We start from the raw sequence: 21,253 nt of genomic DNA, 5'->3' as shown, positions 1-21,253 counted from the left end.
TTAATTCGATCCGCTTTCCAGCATTTCTACATAGTCAATGGCGACACAGAGGGAAATGACTAGATCTGCATAAGTATCCTCAAGGACAGTAACGGTGTAAGTCGAGGTGAGGTGAAAGAGTTCTTTCTTAATCTCCGCAATGAGTTGGTCACGGTCATCCAATAGTTTGAAATCCAAATCCCAGATATTGCCCTCGATACGAAGACCCAGATTATCAAAGGTATACTTATCTCGCCAGAAGGTCAACTTCTTACGAATGACAAAATTTGAACCGTCCCGTAGCTGAATAGTAAAGCGAGGAAGTAGTGTCCAAATCTCCTTACTTATCTCACTGACTTGATGACCAGCCACATCATAGATGGTAAAGGTTTTAGGAATCTTAAAAAAGGATCCCTCTACCTGATAAGCGATTTCTCCCCTGTCATCCTTGATAGCGAAGCGTTCGCCACCGAGACGAAACTTTTGTTTCACGAGAAAGGTCTTCATAAACACCTCCAAAAATCAAAAGACAAGCTCATATCACGAAGGGCGAAAAACCGCGGTACCACCTTCATTCAATGAACTTGTCATTCTCTCATTCTTATGCATTTGTGACATCGAGTAGCATGACTTCCAAACTTAGATGGCTCGCAGCACCGCCATTTCTCTGGACTAAGATAACTGAAAATCAATTCTCAACTGTTCTATTATACTCTTTTTCCCAACTTTCGTCAACGAAATGCCTATAGATAGTTCAGCACGTTTTTCAAATGATAGGCTTAAAACATGAAAGCTATTTGTTCCCTTGATGTAAATTTCCATTATTTATTTCATCCATATTTACAAAAAATTCTAGATGATTTGGTAAAACCTGCAGTTCGACTGGTGTATCTCCACCGTATTCACCGTCAAGATTTAACATAAACGGTTCAGCCTTATCTAAAACTTCTAGTTTAATTTTACTAGTTTTCAAATATTCTACATTGGCATCATTAACATGATTTCCACCATTAACAGCTTGAATTAAGAGGCTCAACATTTCAAAAAGGCGATCCGTTTTGACTAAAATAAGACTAAAGTTCCCATCGTCTAGCTTAGTATCAGGAGCCAGTTGTTCGAAACCTCCAATTGAATTGGTAAGAGCTACAAAAATTAGTGAGACGCTTCCCTTAAATACACCACCGTCATGCTCAATTCGAACCATTCTCCCCTTGCTTTTCGGAAACATTTCTACGCCTTTTGCTACATACGCAAGGTAGCCAAGCCGTGATTTGACCTCACTTGGGACACTATAAGTCAACTCCGTTAGGGTACCCGCAGCAGCGATATTGATAAAGTATTTATCATCATAAGCACGTCCAATATCCATTTTTATCGTTTGGTTCTTTTCAATAATTCTGGCTGCAGCAACTGGATCACCCATTGGAATTTTGAGAGCCCGTGCATAGTCATTGGTTGTTCCGGTTGGGATAAAAGCCATCTTAGGACGCTTATCTAAACCTGCCACTCCATTGACAACTTCATTTATCGTTCCGTCACCACCTGCTGCAATAATCAAATCAAAACCTGCAAGTGCTGCTCTTTCTGCTTCCTTTTGTGCTGAAAGGGGATCTGGTGTCGTCTGGTAAGCACTCGTTTCATAACCAACATCTTCCAACACATCCAGAACTTCAGCGATATTCTTTTTAATAATTTCCTGACCCGAAGTAGGGTTGTATATCAGTCGTGCTTTTTTTATCACATTTGTCATTTTTTACCTACAAACTCTCTAACCAGCCTTCATCACGAATGTCAATTCCTAATTCTTGGGCTTTTGCTAGTTTATTACCCGCATCAACTCCTGCCACTACTAGACTTGTCTTTTTAGAGACAGAACCTGTTACTTTAGCTCCCAAACTTTCGAGTTTAGCCTTTGCTTCTGATCGTTTGAGACGTTCTAATTTTCCAGTCAGAACAACCGTCATACCAGAGAGAGCTGCATTTGTTGCAATTTTTTGTCCAAGATAGTTTAAGTTTACACCAGCTTCCTTAAGTTCCTCTAAAAGTTGCTTAGTTCCTTCCATAGAAAAATAACTGGCTATGCTGTTAGCTATAACACTTCCCATACTGTCAATATTGGCAATCTCATCTGGATTGGCTTTAGCTAAATTATCAATTGAATGAAAGTGTTGCAACAGGAGTTGACTGACCTTGCTCCCAACATGACGAATTCCAAGCCCAAACAAAAGTTTTTCAGCAGAATTTCCCTTTGAAGTCTGGATGGCTTGGTATAATTTTTGAGCAGACTTGTCTTTAATTCCCTCTAGGAGAAGAAAATCCGTCTCGTTTAAACGATAAATGTCTGCTACATCCCTGACTAAATCAGCTACAAAGAGCTTTTCAACAACAGAAGGTCCTAGTCCTGTAATATTCATAGCATCTCGTGAGGCAAAATGAATCAACCCCTCTTTTATTTGAGCAGGACAAAGAGGATTGATGCAGCGCAGAGCAACCTCATCTTCAAAGTGAAGCAATTGACTTTCACAGCTTGGACAGGTATCAGGAATCATCAATTTTTCGTCTGAAACTCGTTTATTCTCAACAACTCGTAAAACTGCGGGAATGATATCTCCTGCCTTATAAACAACCACCGTATCAGACTGACGAATATCTTTTTCAGCAATATAATCCACATTATGGAGTGTAGCCCGACTAACCGTTGTACCTGCTAATTGAACTGGAGTGAGGTTTGCAGTAGGGGTCACCACACCAGTTCGCCCAACAGTCCAATCAACAGATAAAAGCTGAGCCTCTTTTTCTTCTGCTGGAAATTTATAAGCCACCGCCCACTTTGGTGCTTTGACTGTGAAACCTAGTTCGTCTTGAATTGCTAAGTCATTGACTTTTATAACGATTCCATCAATATCATAAGGTAGTTCGTCACGTTTCACTGCAATTTTTTGGATGAAATTCCATACTTGATCCATCGTTTCAGTCACAATACGTTCTGAATTGACTACAAATCCTAACTGTGCCAAATGATTTAAAACATCATTTTGAGTGACTTGATTACTTGGACTTGCTTCTTGGTATAGAAAAGTAGCAAGATTACGTTTTGCAACAACTCTAGTATCTAGCTGTCTCAAAGTACCTGCAGCAGCATTGCGAGGATTGGCAAAATCACTCTCCCCGTTTTCTTGACGGACACGGTTAACCTCATCAAAAGAAGCACGTGGCATATAACACTCACCCCGAACCGTGATTGTAAGTGGTTCAGATAAACTTAATGGAATATCTCGGACCCTCTTTAGATTTTCTGTGATATTTTCTCCAATAGAGCCATCTCCACGAGTCGCACCTGTTATCAATTTTCCATCTTCATAAGAGAGAGAGATAGAGAGCCCGTCAATTTTTAATTCACAAATATAGCTAACGTTTGGAAATTCTTTTCTAATGCGCTCATCAAAAACATCCAATTCTTCACGCGAAAAGGCATCCTGCAAACTGTACAGTGGATATTGGTGTTGATACTTTTCAAATCCATCTAACACCTGTCCACCAACACGTTGAGTCGGACTATCATTTTCTATTAAGTCAGGATAGGCTGCTTCTAATTCGACCAACTTACGGTAGAGTTGGTCATATTCAGCATCTGATACTGAAGGAGTATCGCTTGTATAATACTCAGTAGCATATTGATTGAGCTTTGCAACTAAATCTTTCATTGTTTCTTTCATATCTTTTATTTTACCATATTTCTTTCCGTGATGAGTATTTTCTTCACTTGAAGGAATAAAAAGAAAGCAGTTTCCTACTTTCTTCTATTTCTATAAAGTTATAGTCTATACTTTCAAATAACGTCTCATGGAAATCCGTGCTCCAATAGAACCGATAATCATCCCCAAAACAAATAAGGAACCAATCATAATTGGAATAAACAGGTCAGGGGTTATCATAGAAAGATTTTGACCAACCAAACCAGGGTTAAATTGACGATAAGACATGTCATAGACAAAGTAAACCAACAGTGATGGTAAAATCGCACCAATTAAACCAATCCAGGCACCTTCAAATAAGAACGGTCCACGAATATAACTACTCTTCGCACCAACCAATCTCATGATTTGAATCTCGCGGCTACGAGAAATAATGGTAATACGTATCGTATTTGAAATCAGAAAGATAGCAATAAAAAATAGAAGTCCTACTCCAATCAAGCCCCATGTTTGAATAAGATTTGTTAGTGAAAGAAGACGTTGTGTATTAGCCCCACCATAATTCACCTCTGTTACACCTTCAATTGTCTTTGCTGCTTCCGAAACTGCCACTACCTCAGAAGGTGATGTCGCATCAACAATATAAGCATCATATAAGGGATTGGCATCACCAGAATATAAATTCCAGTCATCTCCCATTGTCTCAATCAATTTATTGAGCTGTTCATTCTTATCTGAGAAAGTTACTGACTTAACATTTGATAACCCTTGAAGTTGGTCATAAATTTTATGGAAATTTTCGTTACTTCTTTCTTGACCTTCAACTGTGATAACTTCACTGTTATCATGAGTATCAACTTGCAAATATACTGTAATGCGTACATTATTTTCAATATCTCGTGTAAGTTTTGCCGCATTAAGGATAACCGAAGCAAAAATTGCTAGTAAAGTTAAGGTTATGGTTACTATCCCAGTAGCAGCCACTGTCATCCAGCCGTTTCGTTTTAAACTTTTAATGGACTCCCATAGATGGCGGAAAAATCTTCTAATCATCGTATCCGTACTCTCCTTCCGCTTCATCACGCACCACACGACCATTTTCAATAGCGATAACGCGGTGACGTAACGTATTTACAATCTGACTATTATGAGTTGCCATTAAGACAGTTGTTCCTTGTAAATTAATGCGTTCCAATAAATTCATAATTTCCCAAGAATTATCTGGGTCTAGATTTCCTGTTGGCTCATCTGCGATCAAAACCTTAGGATTGTTTACAATAGCACGAGCAATAGCAATCCGCTGTTGTTCTCCACCAGATAGTTCATTTGGAAATGAGCGTACTTTATGCTTCAACCCCACTAAATCAAGAACTTCCATTACTCGCTTTTTAATATCACGACGTTTAGCTCCAATAACTTCCATCGCATAAGCAATATTCTCATAAACAGTCTTTTTAGGTAACAGTTTATAGTCTTGGAAAACAACTCCGACATTTCGCCGAAGTAAAGGTACATCGCGCTTCTTAATTTTTTTTAAATCAAAATCTGCAACTTGTAAATCTCCCTTATCCAACTGGACCTCACGGTAAAGTAGTCGGATAAAGGTAGATTTCCCAGCTCCCGATGGACCAACAATATAAGCAAACTCACCCGGTTCTATCTTAATGGTCACACCACGAAGAGCTGTTGTCCCGTTGTCGTATTTTTTGACAACATCTCTCATATCAATGATTGACACTTTCTCGTTCCTTTCAACTATTTTTATTATGACAAGTAATTTTACTAAAATCAGCTAATTCGCCACTTAAGATAGGCATCGATAAAGCCATCCAAGTCACCGTCCATAACCTTATCTACTTGTGCTACCTCAAAACTAGTTCGATGATCTTTCACCATTGTATACGGTGTAAAAACATAAGAACGTATCTGACTGCCCCAGGTAATTTCTTTCTTTTCTCCCTTGAGCGAATCTACCTCTGCAGCCTTTTTTTCTCGCTCTATTTGATAAAGTTTTGCTTGTAGCAACTTCATTGCACGATCTCGGTTACCATACTGGGTTCTATCTACTGTAGACTGTACAACAGTTCCAGTTGGAATATGAGTTAATCGTACCCCAGTTGAAACTTTATTGACGTTTTGTCCACCAGCTCCGCCTGAACGGAAGGTATCCATTTTTATATCATCATCACGGATATCCACTTCAATCGAATCATCTAGTTCAGGCATGACTTCTACAGATGTAAAAGAAGTATGACGTCGCTTAGCCGAGTCAAACGGCGAAATCCGCACCAACCGATGCACACCCATTTCTGACTTAAGTAGACCGTAAGCGTTTGGCCCTTCAAAGGAAAGAGTAACCGACTTGATACCAGCTTCATCACCTGCCTGATAATCTAAAACATCCACTTTAAATCCCTTAGCATTACCATAACGGGTATACATACGAAGTAACATATCGCCCCAATCTTGAGCCTCCGTACCACCTGAACCTGGATGAATCTCAAGAATAGCATTATTGTGATCATACGGTTCTGACAAAAGAAGTGTCATTTCATAACTGGTCATCATTTTATCTAACTCAGCTAATTGCTCCACTAATTCATCTTGTACAGACTCATCTTCTGCCAAGAAATCTAGTAGAATTTCAACCTCATCCTGCAACTCTTCCATTTTACGAAAAGTGTTATAAGTTGTTTTTACTTCATTTAACTCTTGCGACGTTTTTTGAGCCGCAATATTATCGTTCCAAAAATCAGGCTCTGTCATCTTGTTTTCCAAGATAGCAATCTCCTCTTCTAACCCTTCGAGGTCAAAGAGACCCCCTGAAAGAAGCTAATTTTTCACGATTGGCGTCAATTTTTTGACGAATTTCTGAAATGTCCATATGTACTCCTTTTCTGTCTATCATTTCATTATACCATATAGATCTGTAATTTGCTGATTTTTTATACTAAATCAGTCGCATACTTCCTTAAAAAACGCTCCTGCTCTTGTTGAATTTCAGGTGTTGGATTTTTCACCTGCATAACCAGCTCAAGCATTTCATCAGACGGTTCTTTCACAATTTCACCCAAAGCCCAGATAGCTGTTGCAATATGGATGTTGTTTTGTGATGTATCAATTATCTGCAATATTTTAGGAATGGCTGAACGGTCTCGACTGTTAGCAAGAGCGATAATTGCATTTCGTTGTAAGATATTTTTTCCCCTCCAAGAGCCCGCAACCATACCAAATTTTTCTTTAAATTGACCATTCGACAACTCTAAAAAAGGGAGCAACTCAGGATGTGCTAAATCTGGATCGATATCCGTCGCTAGTGGATTATCTAGACCTTTATTATAGGGACAACAAATCTGGCAAATATCACATCCATAAATAACCGTCTTTATTTTCTTTCGAAATTCTAAATCCATCATTCCTTTGTCTTGCGTCTGAAAAGACAAACAGCGCTTAGCATTCATCGTCCCATCTCCGATTAGGCACGATGTTGGACAAGACACCACACAACGATTGCAGTCACCACAACCATAATCAACAGGCTGATCCGGTTCAATTTCCAAATTGGTGATTAATTCACCTAAAAACATATAAGAGCCATATTCTTTAGAGATAACTAATCCATTCTTACCAATAAATCCAATCCCAGCCCTTCTTGCGACAGCCGTATCAACAAGCGCTCCTGTATCAACCATCCCCTTGTATTCAAAGTTAACAGTCATCTCTTCGATACCCCGAGCCAACTTTTCTAGCTTATCCTGTAAGACATAGTGGTAATCTAAACCCCAGGAATTGGGAGTAAATTTTCCTCGCTTGTACTGAGTTTTCTGTGGTTGTTGTTTTAACTTATGAGGATAGGCGACTGCGATTGAAATAATGGTCTTAGCTGATGCTAAACTCAACTTCGGCTTTATTCTTTCTTCTATATTTTTGTGTTCAAAACCAGAATTTCGTCCCTCCTCTACAGCAAGTCGGAGGGATTTTTCCAAATAAGAAAAATCATCTGCTGTCGTAAACCCAATTTTTGAAATGCCAATTTCTTTGGCCAAATTCCTAATCTCTTCTTTGATGTCCATCTTCTACATTATAACATGAAAAGCTGAAAAATTTCTTATACAGGCTTTATTTCAGTTTTTCTAGCTTTTTTATGCTATTCTATTCTCATGACAAAACTAGCATTTATGAGCGATTTGCACATCGATTCGAACCAGTTTGGCGCCTTTGAGATTGAAACTCTGATTCAAACCTTGCAGGATGAAAATATTGACCACCTCCATATTGCTGGGGATATTTCCAATGATTTTAAAAATATCAGCCAGCCATTCATAAACCAATTATGCCACCATTTTCCAGTCAGTTATAACTTAGGGAATCATGACATGTTGGGCATGAGCGAGGAAGAAATCAGACAGAGAGAGATTCAAATCCAACAGTTTGGGGATAGACAGCTGGTCAGTCTATCTGGCTGGTATGACTATAGTTTTGTACCTGAAAAATCTGAAGAAGAACACCTAAAAAACAAGCTCCTTTACTGGTTTGACCGTAGGTTAGAGAGAACCGAGAGTGACCCTACTATTACAAATCACATCTTAAGCCAGCTGGAGTCGGTTTTACAGCAGACGACTAGCCCTATCCTCCTTTCCCTCCACTTCGTTCCCCATGATGATTTTATTCTGCATCATCCCTATTTTGAACGCTTTAACGCCTTTCTGGGGAGCCGTCACTTCCATACAGTTTTTAAAAAATACCCCATCACTGATGTGATTTTTGGCCATACTCACCATCGCTTTGGCAGTAGGATGGTTGAAGGTATCCGTTACCATGCACGCCCGTTAGGCTATGTCCGTGAGTGGGAACTTTGCAAAGATTTTTTAAAAACTTTCCCGTCCTATCGCTTTAAAGAAGATTACCACCCCTACAAACGTTATAGAAAAATCCAACACGTACCCGAGTTTATAGAATTTAAGAAAAAGCAACTAAAAAAAGAGTTTCAAGATGCCCTAACAATTCTAGATTTATAATATTTTACTTAATCTTTTTCCTCCTAAACGATCTTCTGATTGTTTAGGTAGCTTCTGGTTGGAATATTATTTCAACCAGTTTTTTGCTACAAAAAAAGTACCCTAAGGTACCGACAACGGAAGACATGGGATTCGAACCCACGCACGCTATTACACGCCTACCGCGTTTCCAACACGGCCTCTTAAGCCTCTTGAGTAATCTTCCAAAATTAACAGGAGACGTTTTCATACGTCGCTTGCTAATCTAGTATACCATATTTTAAGAAATCTTCAAATAGTTTTTTTAAAAAAGAAAAATTTATTTGAAAACAATTCCAAAGTCAGTGAAAATAATATTAATTTTTTAGTCTTCTGTTAATAAAGAGTTCTGCCAGGAGAATCACGATAAGAAGTATCGCCACTAACCAAATCGTTTCTATTCGATAAATACTTGTCAGTTTCGCTGAAATGATTGCTCCTATAACAAAACTGAGAACCAACCGTGATAAAAAGAGAGCCTCACTTAACTGCGTTTTATCTCTACCACTAATATATTCTCCTAAAGCCATCATCATACGTTTAAGGTTTCCTGTCATAAAGGCATTATTATAAAATCGTCCACGCACTTCTGTAAAAGCTGTTGTAACCACCCCCATACAGAACCCCAGTGGTGGAACAATCAGCATATTCCAGCTATTTTTAGGCTGAAACCCTGCCCAGATACAAAGTATTATTAAAGGAACAAGGGTAATGAGTCTTCTTCTACTGGTGGTTAATTTGGGCCGAACTAAGGTAATCAGGAAAATTCCCGTCATAAAACACAATAAAGTAACAAGTTTCACCTCAATATCTCCCAAGTGGTCATGAACAATGGCAACAGATAAAAAGACGACATTCCCTGTCTGACCAGCTACTAACGTCCCTCCACGTTCTATAAAGGTATAGGCATCAATAAAACCAGCGCAAAAAGTTAATAAACAAGCTAAAAGATGACTATGAACTTCTGAATGTTTTTTTAGCATACTGACCTCAAAAAGCCTGGATTGACCAGACTTCCTTTCTTCATCACGCTTCTGCTTCTTCTAGGATTTTTGCAATCTTAGTGTTAATCAAATCAATTGCAACTGTATTTGAAACTCCCTCAGGAATGATCACATCAGCATAACGCTTTGTTGGCTCGATAAACTGATGATACATCGGCTTAACAACTCCCAAATACTGGTCAATAACGCTATCTAGACTCCGTCCACGTTCTTCCATATCCCGTTTAATCCGGCGAATAATACGCACATCATCATCTGTATCAACAAAAATCTTGATATCCATCAAATCACGTAATCTTTTATCCTCCAGAACTAAAATGCCTTCAACGATAAAAACATCTTGAGGTTCCTGACGGTAACTCTTCTGACTACGCGTATGCTCTGTATAGTCATAGGTTGGTATATCCACTGGACGACCTGCCAAAAGCTCACTCATTTGTTCAATCATCAAGTCCGTATCAAAGGCAAACGGATGGTCGTAATTCGTCTTAATTCGCTCTTCAAAGGTCAAGTGAGATTGATCCTTATAATAGGAATCATGTTCAATCATCGCTATCTTTGCATCAGGAAAATTAGATAAAATTGCTCTTGATACGCTGGTTTTTCCTCCACCAGAGCCACCTGTTACACCGATAATAATTGGTTTTTTTTGCATCTTCTACTCCATTTACTGTTATCCTTTCTATTTTACCATAAAATAGAAAAATCTAAAATAGAAATTTTATTTCAACTGACTGAATGTAAGTTCCTTAACTGATATCATCGTAACGATTTATTCCCAATGAAAACTCCCTACGAATTAAATTTTTATTTTTCATGGTATAATAGAATGAATAGAAAAGAGGTTCATATGTTTAAACTTGGAATAATCGGTACTGGAGCTATTTCCCATGACTTTATCCACGCCGCATCCCTCAGTCAAGAATATCAGTTAGCAGCTGTATACTCCAGACGTCTTGAAACTGCTGAGCAGTTTGTTAAAAATTATGAGAATATTGCTCTTTTTGATGATTTGACGTCTTTTCTTCAATCTGATTTAGATGTCGTCTACATCGCAAGTCCGAACTCTCTCCACTACCTTCAAGCAAAACTTGTTTTAGAAGCAGGAAAGAATGCTATCATTGAAAAACCGGCTGTCATTCATCCAGCCCAATGGCAAAAATTAGGAGAGTTAGCACAAAAACAACAAGTCTATGTCTTTGAAGCTGCTAGAAATTATCATGAATATTCATTTGAGAAAATTGCAACCTTTTTAAAAGACAAGACAATACTAGGCGCACAATTCACCTTTGCTAAATACTCATCTAAGATGCCAGATCTTTTAGCTGGAAAAATTCCAAATGTCTTTTCCCATCACTTTGCCGGTGGCGCTCTTATGGATCTTGGAATTTATCCCATCTACGCAGCTGTTCGCCTTTTTGGAAAACCCAATACAGCTTTTTATAAATCGCAGCAATTAGACAACACCATTGATCTCAACGGAACAGGACAACTGATCTATCCAAGTTTTCAAGTTACGATTTCTACTGGGAAAAATCTCACTAGTAACTTAGTCGCAGAAATTTATACTGAAGATGGAACGCTGACTCTCAATGGAATCGAATTCATCAAATCTGCTGTTTTCCAAAATCATAAAGGGGAAACAGTCAAACTCCCTCTTAAAAGGGCCCCTCACCAAATGCTTGAAGAGGCCGTTGCCTTTGCGACAATCATGAAAGGGGAAAATGATCACTATCCAACTCTTCTGACTGACACCCTCAGTGTCCATGAAACGATTTTCACTATGCGCCTAGATGCAGGCATCCATTTCGAGGAGGAATACCATGCTTCACTTACCTGATATTTGGAAAAAACAATTAGTACAACTTGGATTCGAAAATTTCACAGACATACAAAAGCAAGTTTTTGAGCCAATCATGAACGGAAAAAATGTTTTGGGAATCAGCCCAACAGGAACTGGTAAGACACTGTCCTATCTATTTCCTAGTCTTTTAAAACTTGAGATGAAAAAAGCCCAACAGTTACTGATTTTAGCCCCAAATACTGAACTTGCCGGACAAATTTTTGAGGTAACGAAACAATGGGCGGATCCTATCGGGTTACAAGCACAACTCTTCCTTTCAGGTTCAAGCCAAAAACGCCAAATTGAACGATTAAAAAAAGGCCCTGAAATCCTTATTGGAACACCAGGTCGCATCTTTGAATTGGTCAAGTTGAAAAAAATCAAAATGATGAGTATCAAGACGATTATTCTCGATGAATTTGATCAACTATTGAGTGACTCTCAGTATCACTTTGTCGAAAAAATCAGCAACTATGCTCCTTGCAATCATCAGATGATCTATATGAGTGCAACCAGTCAATTTGACCAAGATAAGATTAAAAATGATACCGTCAAAATTGAAATTTCCGATTTTACTTTGGATAATATTCAGCATTTTTATCTACAAGTTGAAAAGCGGAACAAGGTTGACCTACTTCGAAAACTTACTCATGTAGAAGACTTTCGTGGATTAATTTTTTTTAATAGCTTATCCGATTTGGGTAGTGCTGAAGAAAAATTACAGTACCGTCACATCAATGCAATCTCTTTAGCAAGCGACGTTAATGTCAAAATGCGCAAGGTTATCTTAGAACGCTTCAAAGAACACGAAATTACGCTACTTCTCGCTACAGACCTAGTAGCTCGTGGTATTGATATAGATAGTCTCGAATGTGTCATTAATTACGATGTGCCAAGAGATAAAGAAACATATACTCATCGCTCAGGACGAACAGGTCGGATGGGAAAAGAAGGCTATGTTATCACACTCGTTACACACCCAGAAGAATTAAAAACACTCAAAAAATACAGTTCTGTGCGTGAAATTATCCTTAAAAATCATGAACTCTATATCCTTTAATGTAAGTAAGAGTGACACTCTATCCCTTGTATCATCCATAAACCACAGCCTTGAAACTGATTGACAGCCATCCTAAACTAAAAAAGTGTGAGAACAGCAGAAAACTGAACTCACACTTTTTTAGTTTAAATACAGCATTTTCTCATTTCATCCTCTTCAAAAATCTCTTCAAACCAGGTCAGCTTCGCCTTGCCTTCCCCAAATACAGCATGTGGCTAGCTTCCTAGTTTGTTCTTTGATTTTCATTGAGTATCCGTTAGAACTTAAAAACCTATTCTATCAATGGCTTTATTTTAATTTCGACTGTAATATAGCTTATGATTTTCTAACCCTTTCCCCATCAGTTCATCAACTGTTACTAATTCAAAACCTTGATCTTTCAGATATTGAATGATGGTCGGGAGAGCATCAATTGTAGTTTGATGAATATCATGGAGGAGGATAATTGACCCGGGTTGCGTCTTTTTCACTTCTTCCATAATTGCAGCGGTATTATGCGTCTTCCAGTCCAGACTATCGATATCCCACATGATAAAAGATTGATCGACTGCACTCTGGATACTAGGACTAATCGCACCGTAAGGAGGGCGCATCAAATGTACTTCCTGTACTCCAGCTTTTTGAAGAGCAACCGTTGTAGAATTAATTTCCTCTACTGCTTGGTCCAAACTAATCTTTGTTAAAACAGGATGATTCCAAGTATGATTTCCTATTCCGTGCCCTTCCTTCAAAACTCGCTGAACGATAGCTTCATTTCCAGCAATAGCTTTCCCTACCATAAAGAAAGTAGCTTTAGCATGATATTTTTTTAGGATATCCAAAGCTTGCGGCGTCGTTGTTGCATTCGGACCATCATCAAAAGTGAGAGCTACAGCTTTTTTATGTCGTTGTTCCTCATACGCTTGGTATTTTTCCAAGTCTTGTCCTTGAAGATAAGTGCTATCAATAGTATTATAAAGCTCTGATAAAGGAACATCAATATTAAGAACTCCAGCAGTTGCATTAGGAAGTTTGATAGCAAATGTAGCATCTCTATAAGAAAATTGCCATTGCGATAGCTCTTGACTTTCTAATGCACGAATGGTCTCTTGAACTTGATCTTCTGAAAGTCCACGAAAAATCAGCTGTTGATGGATAAAATTTTCCATACTACTTTTAGCCAGTTCAGGATTTATAAATAGATTTGCTAAGGTAATTTCTTGGCCATCCGCATTCAAGTATAAACTGGAGATCGTCTCCTTTTCCGCCGAGCCAATCTTTCGATTATCAATTTTATGCAAAACCTTTTGGATACTGACCTGCTTCAGATTTACTAACTCAGAGGAACCTTCCTCACTCCCATAAAAGATGATTTCTCTTAATTCATCTGCCAGTTCAGGTTGTGCAACTTGCAAAGCCATCGTTTCGGCATCGATCCTACTTTTAACAACCTCATACTCAGTTGTTCCCATCCTAGGATAATAAGCGGTAACATACTTATCACCTATCCACCCAGCATGCTCCGTACTATTTTGAGCTATCGTCAACGTCTTTCCATCCTGAATCGCATGATGAAGCTTCAACTGATAGTTCTGTTCCTGAAATTGATAGTAGACTCTCTCTCCTAAAAAGAGAATCAAAGCGACACAGAGAAGATTAATAAATAGCAAGACTAAATTTTTTTCTAATTGAGTTTTCATTTACAGACTTTCCAGATTCACCTTCTTCTACACTGTTTTTTCCTGAATTACTTCAACCTTATAACCATCTGGATCTTTAATAAAGTAGTAATTAGGTTTATTTCCTGGAAGCCCCTTAGGTTGTGTCACCTCGTAGCCTTTTCTATCATGCTCAGCATGCAAGGCTATTAAATCCGGCGTACTTAAAGCCACATGAGCAAAACCATCCCCGATCACATAAGGGCCATGATCGTAATTGTAGGTCAATTCCAACTCATAGTCATCTCCCTCAAGGCCTAGATAGACGATAGTGAAAGCATGGTCTGGAAAATCTTTGCGACGCAATTCTTTAAATCCAAAAGCATCTTGATAAAAGGCGATAGATTTTTCTAGATTTTCAACTCGCAAACAGGTATGTAACATTTTTGAAGCCATTTTTGTACCTCTTTTCTTTTTATCTTATCATTATACCCTATTTAATTATCTTTTTCCAATTTTAAATGCGGTTATAAAACAAACAAAATACGAGAAAAAACAATTAAAATATGTCCTATAGATAAAAAAATAGAAAATTTTTCTATTTTTTTATTTCTATACTGTTTATTTACTAATTTTTTCCTAACAAGCTTCCCCAGAACACAATCATGAGATGCTAATTCTAGTCAGCGTCATTAAATATTGAAAAGAAGGAAAGAGAAAGTAAAACTCTCCAATAGTTTAGCTTCTTTCTCAACTCTAAAAAAACTAAACAAAAAGCATCCAACTTTCGATAAAGAGTAATAATAACTGCAGAACGCAGTTATTGCTTGACACCTCCTGTTCTCTTTTCATTTTTCAAAAATTCCCTAATTATCTGTTCAGATGATGGAAAACGAACTACTTTTTATTAGTCAGAATATTTTCCTACTCACCTTTATACTCAATGAAAATCAAAGAGCAAACTAGGAAGCTAGCCGCAGGTTGCTCAAAGCAATGCTTTGAGGTTGTGGATGGAACTGACGAAGTTAGCTCAAAACACTGTTTTGAGGTTGCAGATAGAGCTGACGTGGTTTGAAGAGATTTTAGAAAGAGTATTAAATGTTTATTTTTCATTAAATAGCTAGCTTATAAAGAGCAAAAAAGTTTCACTCCTACTCCTGTGGTAGAAACCACAAGAGTCAGAATGAAACAGTTTGTTATTATTTACCAAGTTTTGCTTTAGCTGCATCTGCAAGAGCTGTGAAAGCTGCTGCATCATTAACTGCTAAGTCAGCAAGCATTTTACGGTTTACTTCGATCTCAGCCAATTTCAAACCATGCATCAATTGTGAGTATGAAAGTCCGTTCAAACGAGCTGCCGCATTGATACGAGTGATCCACAATTTGCGGAAGTCGCGTTTCTTTTGACGACGGTCACGGTATGCATAGTAGTAAGAGTTCATTACTTGCTCTTTTGCAGTACGGAACAAGATGTGTTTTGCTCCATAGTAACCTTTAGCTAATTTTAAAATACGTTTACGACGTTTACGTGAAACAACGCCACCTTTAACACGTGCCATTTATTTTTCCTCCGAATAATTCTCTTAAATTCTCGTTTACTTACAACAAATTAACGCATTTGAGTAAGCATTGATTTGATACGTTTGAAGTCACCAGCATGTACCATTCCTGCTTTACGCAAGTGACGACGTTGTTTTTTAGTTTTCCCGTGGAAACGGTGTGAAGTGTAAGCACGGAAGCGTTTAAGTCCACCTGAACCTGTACGTTTGAAACGTTTAGCTGATGCACGGTGTGTTTTTTGTTTTGGCATGATATTTCTCCTCTTTCTTTCTTTTTGACAAGTTACTTCTTGTCAGAGATTGGGGCTAATTGCATGAACATTTGGCGTCCATCCATTTTAGCACGTTGCTCAATGATAGCAATATCTTGAGTTGCTTCTGCAAACTCAGCCAATACTTTGGCACCAATCTCTTTATGGGTAATCATCCGTCCTTTGAAACGAATGGATACCTTTACTTTGTTTCCTTTTTCAAGGAATTTGCGTCCATTACGAAGTTTAGTCTCAAAGTCTCCCTTATCAATAGTCGGACTCAGACGAACTTCCTTAACGGTGACAACACTCTGTTTCTTGCGTTGTTCTTTCTGCTTCTTCTGATACTCAAACTTGAACTTACCGTAGTCCATAATTTTTGCAACAGGAGGTTTGGCTTGGGGTTGAATCAAAACTAAGTCAACATTCGCCTCATCAGCAAGTGCTTGTGCCTCACTGAGGGGTTTAATACCTAGCTGTTCACCTTCAAGACCAATCAGACGAACTTCACGCACACGAATTTCATCATTGATGAACAAGTCTTGTTTTGCTATGGTTTTCACCTCTTTATATATTTTAGAGAAAAACAAGAGCGGACCTGTTTACACAAGCCCGCACGCTATGATGGTTTCATCGAAACTTTCATCCGTAGGGCCAGGCAACGCGAGTCGCAAGGCGAGAAGCTCTCACTTCTGCTTTTCTCAACTTCTCTATGATATCAAGTTTCAGTTTATTTGTCAAGGATTTTTTTAGCTTTTTCTTGAATAAATGCCACAACCTCATCAATTCCCACACCAGTCGTGTCAAAATGAATGGCATCCACTGCAGGTTTCAAAGGTGAAACCTCACGATGGCTGTCCTTGTAATCACGGTCTGCAATTTCTTGTTTCAAGGTTTCTAAATTTGTTTCAATACCTTTTTCTAGATTTTCCTTATACCGACGCTCAGCCCGCTCCTCAACTGATGCCACAAGGAAAATTTTTAGCTCTGCTTCTGGTAGCACAACTGTTCCAATGTCACGTCCATCCATAATAATCCCACCTTGGTGAGCTATCATTTGCTGCATCTCAACTAATTTCTCACGAACCAAAGGGAGTGCTGCCACTGTTGAGACATGTTGTGTCACTTGATTATCGCGAATGGGGTGTGTTACATCCACATCACCTACAAATACAAGCTGTTGTCCTTGTTCATCTCGACCAAAACTAATTGGGAATTCTACTAATTGGTGAATAATCCCACTTTCATCATCTAGATCTATCTCATTATTTAAAGCAAGATAGGTCGCTGCCCGATACATAGCTCCAGTATCTAAATAAGTGTAACCTAACTCTTTAGCTACAATTTTAGCAACCGTTGATTTTCCACTAGATGCAGGCCCATCTATAGCAATTTGAATTTCTTTCATTGCAACTCCTTATTGAATGTTAATGACATCCCCAGGATTTGCATACCACGAACCTGTTGTCATATGTTGAGGATTCAGACGTTCTAATTCAGAAATCGAGATACCCGCTCGATCAGCAATAGAAGCCTCGCCTTCTCCAGCCAAAACTGTAATAGTTTGACCATTAGCGTCTGAACTGGAAGCCGTTTCCTCCTCTGAAGCTGCTAGTTGTTCTGAAGAACTTGACGTTTGACTCGCTTGTGTATCAGTTGTATAAAAACCTTGCCGAGCTGTTTCTGCATTGCTTCCTCCGATTGAAAGATAAATCGACATTGCCGCAATAATTACTAAGACAACTACAGAAATTGAGGTTACTACAACAAATAAAATATTAATCCAATTCCCGTTAGAACTACTTCTTTTTTTCATCATTTCTCCTTTATTAGATGGTTTTTCTTGTATTTTTTTGACTTTCAGATTACAATAGAGGTATGAAAATAACCTTGAAACCTGAGCGTTGCATTGCTTGTGGACTCTGTCAAACATATACCGATATTTTTGATTATCATGATGATGGCATCGTTAAATTTAGTCATAGTGACAAACTAGTAGAAGAAATCATCGAAACACCGGAATTGCTAGAGGCAATCAAAGAATGTCCCACCCGTGCATTGCTGAAAGACTAACTTTTTATCTTCCCTTATAATATTCCTCAAAGTAATCCAGATGAATCAGATGATCTAGGAGTTCTACTTCTCCTTTAAAATAAGGATTTAAAGCTAGAGCATTCACAAAATACTTTTTAGGCCATTTCCTCATACAAAAGGTTCGGCCTTTTTCTTTTCCTTTTTGAAAAATGGTTATCGCTGTCTTGGTAACCTCTACTTTTTCAATGCTCGCAATTTCGATATCCATCTGCGTAAACGGATTGGCAGTTATAATACGTAGAGTGCCATTATCATAAATGGTAAAATACCGATGAACTCCCAGACCTAATAAGGCCATAAAAAGAAATAAGAAAAAGAGTACTAACATTGAAACACTTGAACTTTCATACATAAGAGCCAGTCCGATAAAAATTGGGATAACTGACAAAGACCAGTAAGTAACAAGCACCGAGAACTCCGGTTGCCAATGATAGCGAACCTGACCAAGTATCTTTATCATGCTCACACCTCCTCATATACTAGTTTAGCATAAAAAGCAAAAAAAGGGAGTCCGATAGCTAAAAACACAAAGATTTTCAACTGCTGACTCTCCCTTTAATGGGATTAGGTGGTTGGAATTTTAAAGAAGCCTTTAGATAGGTATCCTTTCCCACTAATCAAGTCATATTCAACCATTTTTAAATCGTCCGCAATCTCTTGTGCTTCTCCTTCTAGGGCCTTTTTATCGACACTTGCTTTCTTCAATACTTCTGTCAACAAGGCATAGTAAGGTGAAACTTTTGAATTGGTCTGTTCAAAGACCATAGCAGAGAAATCACTTGAATTGACCAAAGGATAGTTCAATTTCGGTGCATCAAAATTACTCCAAATAAAGTAGTCTGTCTGATACTGACTCTCCGGATTATTCTTAAAGGCGGACTCAGGATAAAGTCCTGGCAAGTGATCCCCATAGAATACCACTGTAATCTTCTTATCTATTTTAGAAAGACTTTCCAGGAAGGATTGGGTGGCGGTGTCAGTAAAGGTTAAAAGACGTGAATAATTCGTTAGCTTGGTATTTTCATCATCTGAAAAACCGTTGCCTGTCGCTGTTAAGTCCGAAGGTTCTCCTGCTATAAATGGAGAGTGATTTTGAATCGTAATGACAGAAAAGAACTGATTCTTTTTATCATCCATCTCTTTCAACACTGCCTTATACGTAGATTCATCACTTATATGCACTTCTTGATAACCTAAATCATAATTCTTTTTATCATCAATACTTATAAATTTATTGAATTTCAGTCTATTGTAAATTACATTTCTAGAATAATTAATTGGAGATTCGAAATGAATAACTTCTTTATTATTAAATGAATCACTGACTGAAATCAGTCTTCTCATTTTAGGAGCAATCTCTGAGTATAATACAGAAACTGTAGGATTGATATTATAAAAAGGTAACCCCGTCAATGTTTGAAACTCCATATTTGCAGTTCCACCACCATAACCATCCGATTGCATTAATCCACTTGTAACCTTGGTCTTAATTTCTTGAATTTTTGGTATAGGGTTTCTAGATAAATTTACTCCCTCTATTCTTGCTGGGTCAGCAAAACTCTCACTTAAAACATAAACAATCGTTTGATTAACAATTAACTCATTTCTATTTTTATTAATTGTTAATGCTACTTGATTGTATTTCTTCTCGATTTCCTTAATTTTTTCTTCACTATATCCTTTAGGTTCTATTATTGGATCACTTGTTATCTGATTCAACCATACATATGACAACGATCTATATCTAGCGTTTATAGAATTCCCTAACCACTTTGTATCTTGGAAATTATTTAGCAAGGTAATAATCGGAACATCATCTATAATTTTACCGTTATCTTTTCTTTTAAAAATAGAATAAACATTAATGGACAATAAGAGCATAAGTCCTAGTAAAACAAATCTTAAGATTGTTGAGCGAATAATCCTACATGGATAAATATGTCGCCTTCCAATTATATAAATTAACGTAAAAATCACTAAGGAAATACTCACAGTCATTAAAACTGAGACATCTACAAAACTAAATAAAACAGATGGTTGAAACACCCAGACCAAATCACTTGACAAAATTGGTTCCGCACGCATACTAAATTTTATAGCATTAGCAACAATAAACAGAACCCCACCAAATAAAATCAATATTGTCGTAAATAAATATCTATTAAAGATTATATATAGAAAAATAAACAGATAAGATAAACATAATATCTGAAATATTACACCTCCAGGAAATATTGAGTATCCAACCAAAGGTTCCCCATGACCTAGCCCCAATTGTATTCCTGCATTAAATAATATTGCAAGACTAATACTTGTAAATATAGCTAGCGAAAAACTAGACCTATTTTTTACTACATCAACTTGTCCTTTAACAAAAAGCAGGCCAACTAAAGTCAGGAAAATACTTAAGAATAGCAAATAAAATTCTAAAATCCAAAATTGGCTCAAGGAATACTTTCCCGCTCCTAATTTCTCAAATTTTCCAGATACATACCATGTTGTACGATACAATAGAGAAGGAATTTTAGAATCAGTAAAAATGAACGAACAAACTACGCTAGAATGAAAGACATATTCGAACAATTTCCCAATAGGTTCTAATTTTTTTCTGTTTGCTTTATTATCATATGATTTTCTAATCTGTCCCAAAACATAAGAAATCACTAACAATGTTAAAACAAAAGATAGAGAATTAAATTGCCAAAAAATATTTTTTTCAAAATGATTAATCTTATAACTAGGATTATTGATATTAAGCGAAACATCAACCGAGTAAGATAGTATTAAATAGATTACATATGAAACTAAAATCTTAAGGAAAAAAATCCATTTTAAAGTGTATTGTGAAATTAGTAAAACTAAAATTAAAAATGAAATTCCAAACCAAATACCACACTGATTAACCAGAAATAATACCGTTCCTGTCGATTTAATTTCTTTAGAAATCAAATTTTGTGTTAAGAAAGTGTTGCTTATAAAAAATAAAAGAAAGAGAGCAATACAATACTTTTGTGTTCTTGTTATTTTATTATAAATTTTAAAAAGAAAATCTCTAAAATCTAATTTCCTCTTTCTTTTCATTTTTTATCCTTCCT

At 37.4% G+C, this 21,253-nt stretch carries 22 protein-coding genes, 1 tRNA gene and 1 other annotated feature; of the genes, 4 read left to right on the top strand and 19 right to left on the bottom strand.

Annotated features, from left to right (window positions below; genetic code table 11):
• From STRDD10_RS00795 to queG, 7 genes are all read right to left on the bottom strand, one after another.
• On the bottom strand, positions 1-486 hold the full coding sequence (locus STRDD10_RS00795) for an LURP-one-related/scramblase family protein (protein WP_067192272.1): 486 nt from the start codon (positions 484-486) through the stop codon (positions 1-3).
• A 286-nt stretch (positions 487-772) separates the two neighbouring features.
• Positions 773-1,729, bottom strand: coding sequence for a diacylglycerol kinase family lipid kinase (locus STRDD10_RS00790; RefSeq protein ID WP_067192269.1), 957 nt, complete (start codon positions 1,727-1,729; stop codon positions 773-775).
• Between the two features lie 7 nt (positions 1,730-1,736).
• Positions 1,737-3,695, bottom strand: a complete 1,959-nt coding sequence (ligA, locus tag STRDD10_RS00785) for an NAD-dependent DNA ligase LigA (RefSeq protein WP_067192266.1) — start codon at positions 3,693-3,695, stop codon at positions 1,737-1,739.
• Positions 3,696-3,800: 105 nt separating this feature from the next.
• The gene (gene ftsX, locus STRDD10_RS00780) at positions 3,801-4,727 is read right to left on the bottom strand and encodes a permease-like cell division protein FtsX (protein ID WP_067192264.1); all 927 of its coding nucleotides are present in this window, start codon (positions 4,725-4,727) and stop codon (positions 3,801-3,803) included.
• On the bottom strand, positions 4,720-5,412 hold the full coding sequence (ftsE, locus tag STRDD10_RS00775; protein ID WP_067192261.1) for a cell division ATP-binding protein FtsE: 693 nt from the start codon (positions 5,410-5,412) through the stop codon (positions 4,720-4,722). Before ftsE ends, ftsX begins: the two co-directional genes overlap by 8 nt.
• A gap of 50 nt (positions 5,413-5,462) precedes the next feature.
• A protein-coding gene (prfB, locus tag STRDD10_RS00770; protein ID WP_156468548.1) for a peptide chain release factor 2 occupies positions 5,463-6,558 on the bottom strand; the annotation gives its coding sequence in 2 pieces (ribosomal slippage) (positions 5,463-6,485 and positions 6,487-6,558; 1,095 coding nt in all).
• Positions 6,559-6,619: 61 nt separating this feature from the next.
• Positions 6,620-7,747: a tRNA epoxyqueuosine(34) reductase QueG gene (queG, locus tag STRDD10_RS00765; RefSeq protein ID WP_067192258.1), complete on the bottom strand. Its 1,128-nt coding sequence runs from the start codon at positions 7,745-7,747 to the stop codon at positions 6,620-6,622.
• Positions 7,748-7,834: 87 nt separating this feature from the next.
• Here queG and STRDD10_RS00760 point away from each other — a divergent pair, with 87 nt between their 5' ends.
• Complete coding sequence (locus tag STRDD10_RS00760) at positions 7,835-8,692, top strand: metallophosphoesterase (protein WP_067192256.1); 858 nt, start codon at positions 7,835-7,837, stop codon at positions 8,690-8,692.
• Positions 8,693-8,809: 117 nt separating this feature from the next.
• On the opposite strand, the gene STRDD10_RS00755 is transcribed toward STRDD10_RS00760, so the two are convergent.
• The 3 genes from STRDD10_RS00755 to udk all read right to left on the bottom strand — a co-directional run bounded on the left by STRDD10_RS00755 (position 8,810) and on the right by udk (position 10,369).
• A tRNA-Ser gene (locus STRDD10_RS00755) sits at positions 8,810-8,897 on the bottom strand.
• A 130-nt stretch (positions 8,898-9,027) separates the two neighbouring features.
• Positions 9,028-9,693: a YoaK family protein gene (locus STRDD10_RS00750; RefSeq protein ID WP_067192254.1), complete on the bottom strand. Its 666-nt coding sequence runs from the start codon at positions 9,691-9,693 to the stop codon at positions 9,028-9,030.
• A 43-nt stretch (positions 9,694-9,736) separates the two neighbouring features.
• The gene (gene udk / locus STRDD10_RS00745) at positions 9,737-10,369 is read right to left on the bottom strand and encodes a uridine kinase (RefSeq protein ID WP_067192251.1); all 633 of its coding nucleotides are present in this window, start codon (positions 10,367-10,369) and stop codon (positions 9,737-9,739) included.
• 195 nt (positions 10,370-10,564) lie between these two features.
• On the opposite strand from udk, the gene STRDD10_RS00740 reads away from it, so the two are divergent.
• Complete coding sequence (locus STRDD10_RS00740; protein WP_067192249.1) at positions 10,565-11,554, top strand: Gfo/Idh/MocA family protein; 990 nt, start codon at positions 10,565-10,567, stop codon at positions 11,552-11,554.
• Positions 11,538-12,617 carry a DEAD/DEAH box helicase gene (locus tag STRDD10_RS00735; protein ID WP_067192246.1) on the top strand — a complete coding sequence of 360 codons (1,080 nt, stop codon included), beginning with the start codon at positions 11,538-11,540 and terminating at the stop codon, positions 12,615-12,617. Before STRDD10_RS00740 ends, STRDD10_RS00735 begins: the two co-directional genes overlap by 17 nt.
• 293 nt (positions 12,618-12,910) lie before the next feature.
• On the opposite strand, the gene STRDD10_RS00730 is transcribed toward STRDD10_RS00735, so the two are convergent.
• From STRDD10_RS00730 to STRDD10_RS00700, 7 genes are all read right to left on the bottom strand, one after another.
• Positions 12,911-14,296: a polysaccharide deacetylase family protein gene (locus STRDD10_RS00730; RefSeq protein WP_067192243.1), complete on the bottom strand. Its 1,386-nt coding sequence runs from the start codon at positions 14,294-14,296 to the stop codon at positions 12,911-12,913.
• Between the two features lie 27 nt (positions 14,297-14,323).
• A complete protein-coding gene (gene gloA / locus STRDD10_RS00725) occupies positions 14,324-14,710 on the bottom strand; it encodes a lactoylglutathione lyase (protein ID WP_067192241.1) in 387 nt (128 codons plus the stop codon).
• Between the two features lie 743 nt (positions 14,711-15,453).
• Entirely contained in the window at positions 15,454-15,813 is a 360-nt protein-coding gene (rplT, locus tag STRDD10_RS00720) for a 50S ribosomal protein L20 (protein ID WP_000124830.1), read from the bottom strand.
• A gap of 50 nt (positions 15,814-15,863) precedes the next feature.
• On the bottom strand, positions 15,864-16,064 hold the full coding sequence (gene rpmI, locus STRDD10_RS00715; protein ID WP_024375714.1) for a 50S ribosomal protein L35: 201 nt from the start codon (positions 16,062-16,064) through the stop codon (positions 15,864-15,866).
• A 32-nt stretch (positions 16,065-16,096) separates the two neighbouring features.
• Positions 16,097-16,627, bottom strand: a complete 531-nt coding sequence (gene infC, locus STRDD10_RS00710) for a translation initiation factor IF-3 (protein ID WP_067192239.1) — start codon at positions 16,625-16,627, stop codon at positions 16,097-16,099.
• Between the two features lie 15 nt (positions 16,628-16,642).
• Positions 16,643-16,768, bottom strand: a sequence feature (ribosomal protein L20 leader region).
• Positions 16,769-16,794: 26 nt separating this feature from the next.
• The gene (gene cmk, locus STRDD10_RS00705) at positions 16,795-17,472 is read right to left on the bottom strand and encodes a (d)CMP kinase (RefSeq protein ID WP_067192236.1); all 678 of its coding nucleotides are present in this window, start codon (positions 17,470-17,472) and stop codon (positions 16,795-16,797) included.
• Positions 17,473-17,481: 9 nt separating this feature from the next.
• Positions 17,482-17,997 carry an SAG1386/EF1546 family surface-associated protein gene (locus STRDD10_RS00700; protein ID WP_331709774.1) on the bottom strand — a complete coding sequence of 172 codons (516 nt, stop codon included), beginning with the start codon at positions 17,995-17,997 and terminating at the stop codon, positions 17,482-17,484.
• Between STRDD10_RS00700 and STRDD10_RS00695 the strand changes: the two genes are divergently transcribed.
• Positions 17,943-18,137 (top strand): ferredoxin, encoded by a 195-nt coding sequence (locus tag STRDD10_RS00695; protein ID WP_067192232.1) that lies wholly within the window; start codon positions 17,943-17,945, stop codon positions 18,135-18,137. The genes STRDD10_RS00700 and STRDD10_RS00695 overlap by 55 nt on opposite strands.
• A 4-nt stretch (positions 18,138-18,141) precedes the next feature.
• Here the strand turns inward: STRDD10_RS00695 and STRDD10_RS00690 are convergent, their stop codons facing one another.
• Both STRDD10_RS00690 and STRDD10_RS00685 read right to left on the bottom strand, forming a co-directional pair.
• Positions 18,142-18,618: an EbsA family protein gene (locus tag STRDD10_RS00690; protein ID WP_067192229.1), complete on the bottom strand. Its 477-nt coding sequence runs from the start codon at positions 18,616-18,618 to the stop codon at positions 18,142-18,144.
• A gap of 104 nt (positions 18,619-18,722) precedes the next feature.
• Positions 18,723-21,239, bottom strand: a complete 2,517-nt coding sequence (locus STRDD10_RS00685; RefSeq protein WP_067192227.1) for an LTA synthase family protein — start codon at positions 21,237-21,239, stop codon at positions 18,723-18,725.
• Positions 21,240-21,253 lie beyond the last annotated feature (14 nt).

Origin of the sequence: Streptococcus sp. DD10, from assembly GCF_001578805.1 — a bacterium.
Taxonomy (GTDB): domain Bacteria; phylum Bacillota; class Bacilli; order Lactobacillales; family Streptococcaceae; genus Streptococcus.
The sequence above is the reverse complement of the archived record's forward strand: the minus strand, read 5'-3'. Positions and strand labels throughout refer to the sequence as shown.

Excerpts from the sequence above, each read along its gene's own strand:
- STRDD10_RS00735 (WP_067192246.1), top strand. The coding sequence starts at position 11,538 with ATGCTTCACTTACCTGATATTTGGAAAAAACAATTAGTACAACTTGGA.
- rplT (WP_000124830.1), bottom strand. The coding sequence starts at position 15,813 with ATGGCACGTGTTAAAGGTGGCGTTGTTTCACGTAAACGTCGTAAACGT.
- rpmI (WP_024375714.1), bottom strand. The coding sequence starts at position 16,064 with ATGCCAAAACAAAAAACACACCGTGCATCAGCTAAACGTTTCAAACGT.
- STRDD10_RS00795 (WP_067192272.1), bottom strand. The coding sequence starts at position 486 with ATGAAGACCTTTCTCGTGAAACAAAAGTTTCGTCTCGGTGGCGAACGC.
- udk (WP_067192251.1), bottom strand. The coding sequence starts at position 10,369 with ATGCAAAAAAAACCAATTATTATCGGTGTAACAGGTGGCTCTGGTGGA.
- STRDD10_RS00740 (WP_067192249.1), top strand. The coding sequence starts at position 10,565 with ATGTTTAAACTTGGAATAATCGGTACTGGAGCTATTTCCCATGACTTT.
- STRDD10_RS00685 (WP_067192227.1), bottom strand. The coding sequence starts at position 21,239 with ATGAAAAGAAAGAGGAAATTAGATTTTAGAGATTTTCTTTTTAAAATT.
- cmk (WP_067192236.1), bottom strand. The coding sequence starts at position 17,472 with ATGAAAGAAATTCAAATTGCTATAGATGGGCCTGCATCTAGTGGAAAA.
- STRDD10_RS00690 (WP_067192229.1), bottom strand. The coding sequence starts at position 18,618 with ATGATAAAGATACTTGGTCAGGTTCGCTATCATTGGCAACCGGAGTTC.
- STRDD10_RS00730 (WP_067192243.1), bottom strand. The coding sequence starts at position 14,296 with ATGAAAACTCAATTAGAAAAAAATTTAGTCTTGCTATTTATTAATCTT.
- STRDD10_RS00695 (WP_067192232.1), top strand. The coding sequence starts at position 17,943 with ATGAAAATAACCTTGAAACCTGAGCGTTGCATTGCTTGTGGACTCTGT.
- STRDD10_RS00750 (WP_067192254.1), bottom strand. The coding sequence starts at position 9,693 with ATGCTAAAAAAACATTCAGAAGTTCATAGTCATCTTTTAGCTTGTTTA.
- queG (WP_067192258.1), bottom strand. The coding sequence starts at position 7,747 with ATGGACATCAAAGAAGAGATTAGGAATTTGGCCAAAGAAATTGGCATT.
- STRDD10_RS00790 (WP_067192269.1), bottom strand. The coding sequence starts at position 1,729 with ATGACAAATGTGATAAAAAAAGCACGACTGATATACAACCCTACTTCG.
- STRDD10_RS00700 (WP_331709774.1), bottom strand. The coding sequence starts at position 17,997 with ATGTTTGACAGAGTCCACAAGCAATGCAACGCTCAGGTTTCAAGGTTA.
- STRDD10_RS00760 (WP_067192256.1), top strand. The coding sequence starts at position 7,835 with ATGACAAAACTAGCATTTATGAGCGATTTGCACATCGATTCGAACCAG.
- ftsX (WP_067192264.1), bottom strand. The coding sequence starts at position 4,727 with ATGATTAGAAGATTTTTCCGCCATCTATGGGAGTCCATTAAAAGTTTA.
- ligA (WP_067192266.1), bottom strand. The coding sequence starts at position 3,695 with ATGAAAGAAACAATGAAAGATTTAGTTGCAAAGCTCAATCAATATGCT.
- gloA (WP_067192241.1), bottom strand. The coding sequence starts at position 14,710 with ATGGCTTCAAAAATGTTACATACCTGTTTGCGAGTTGAAAATCTAGAA.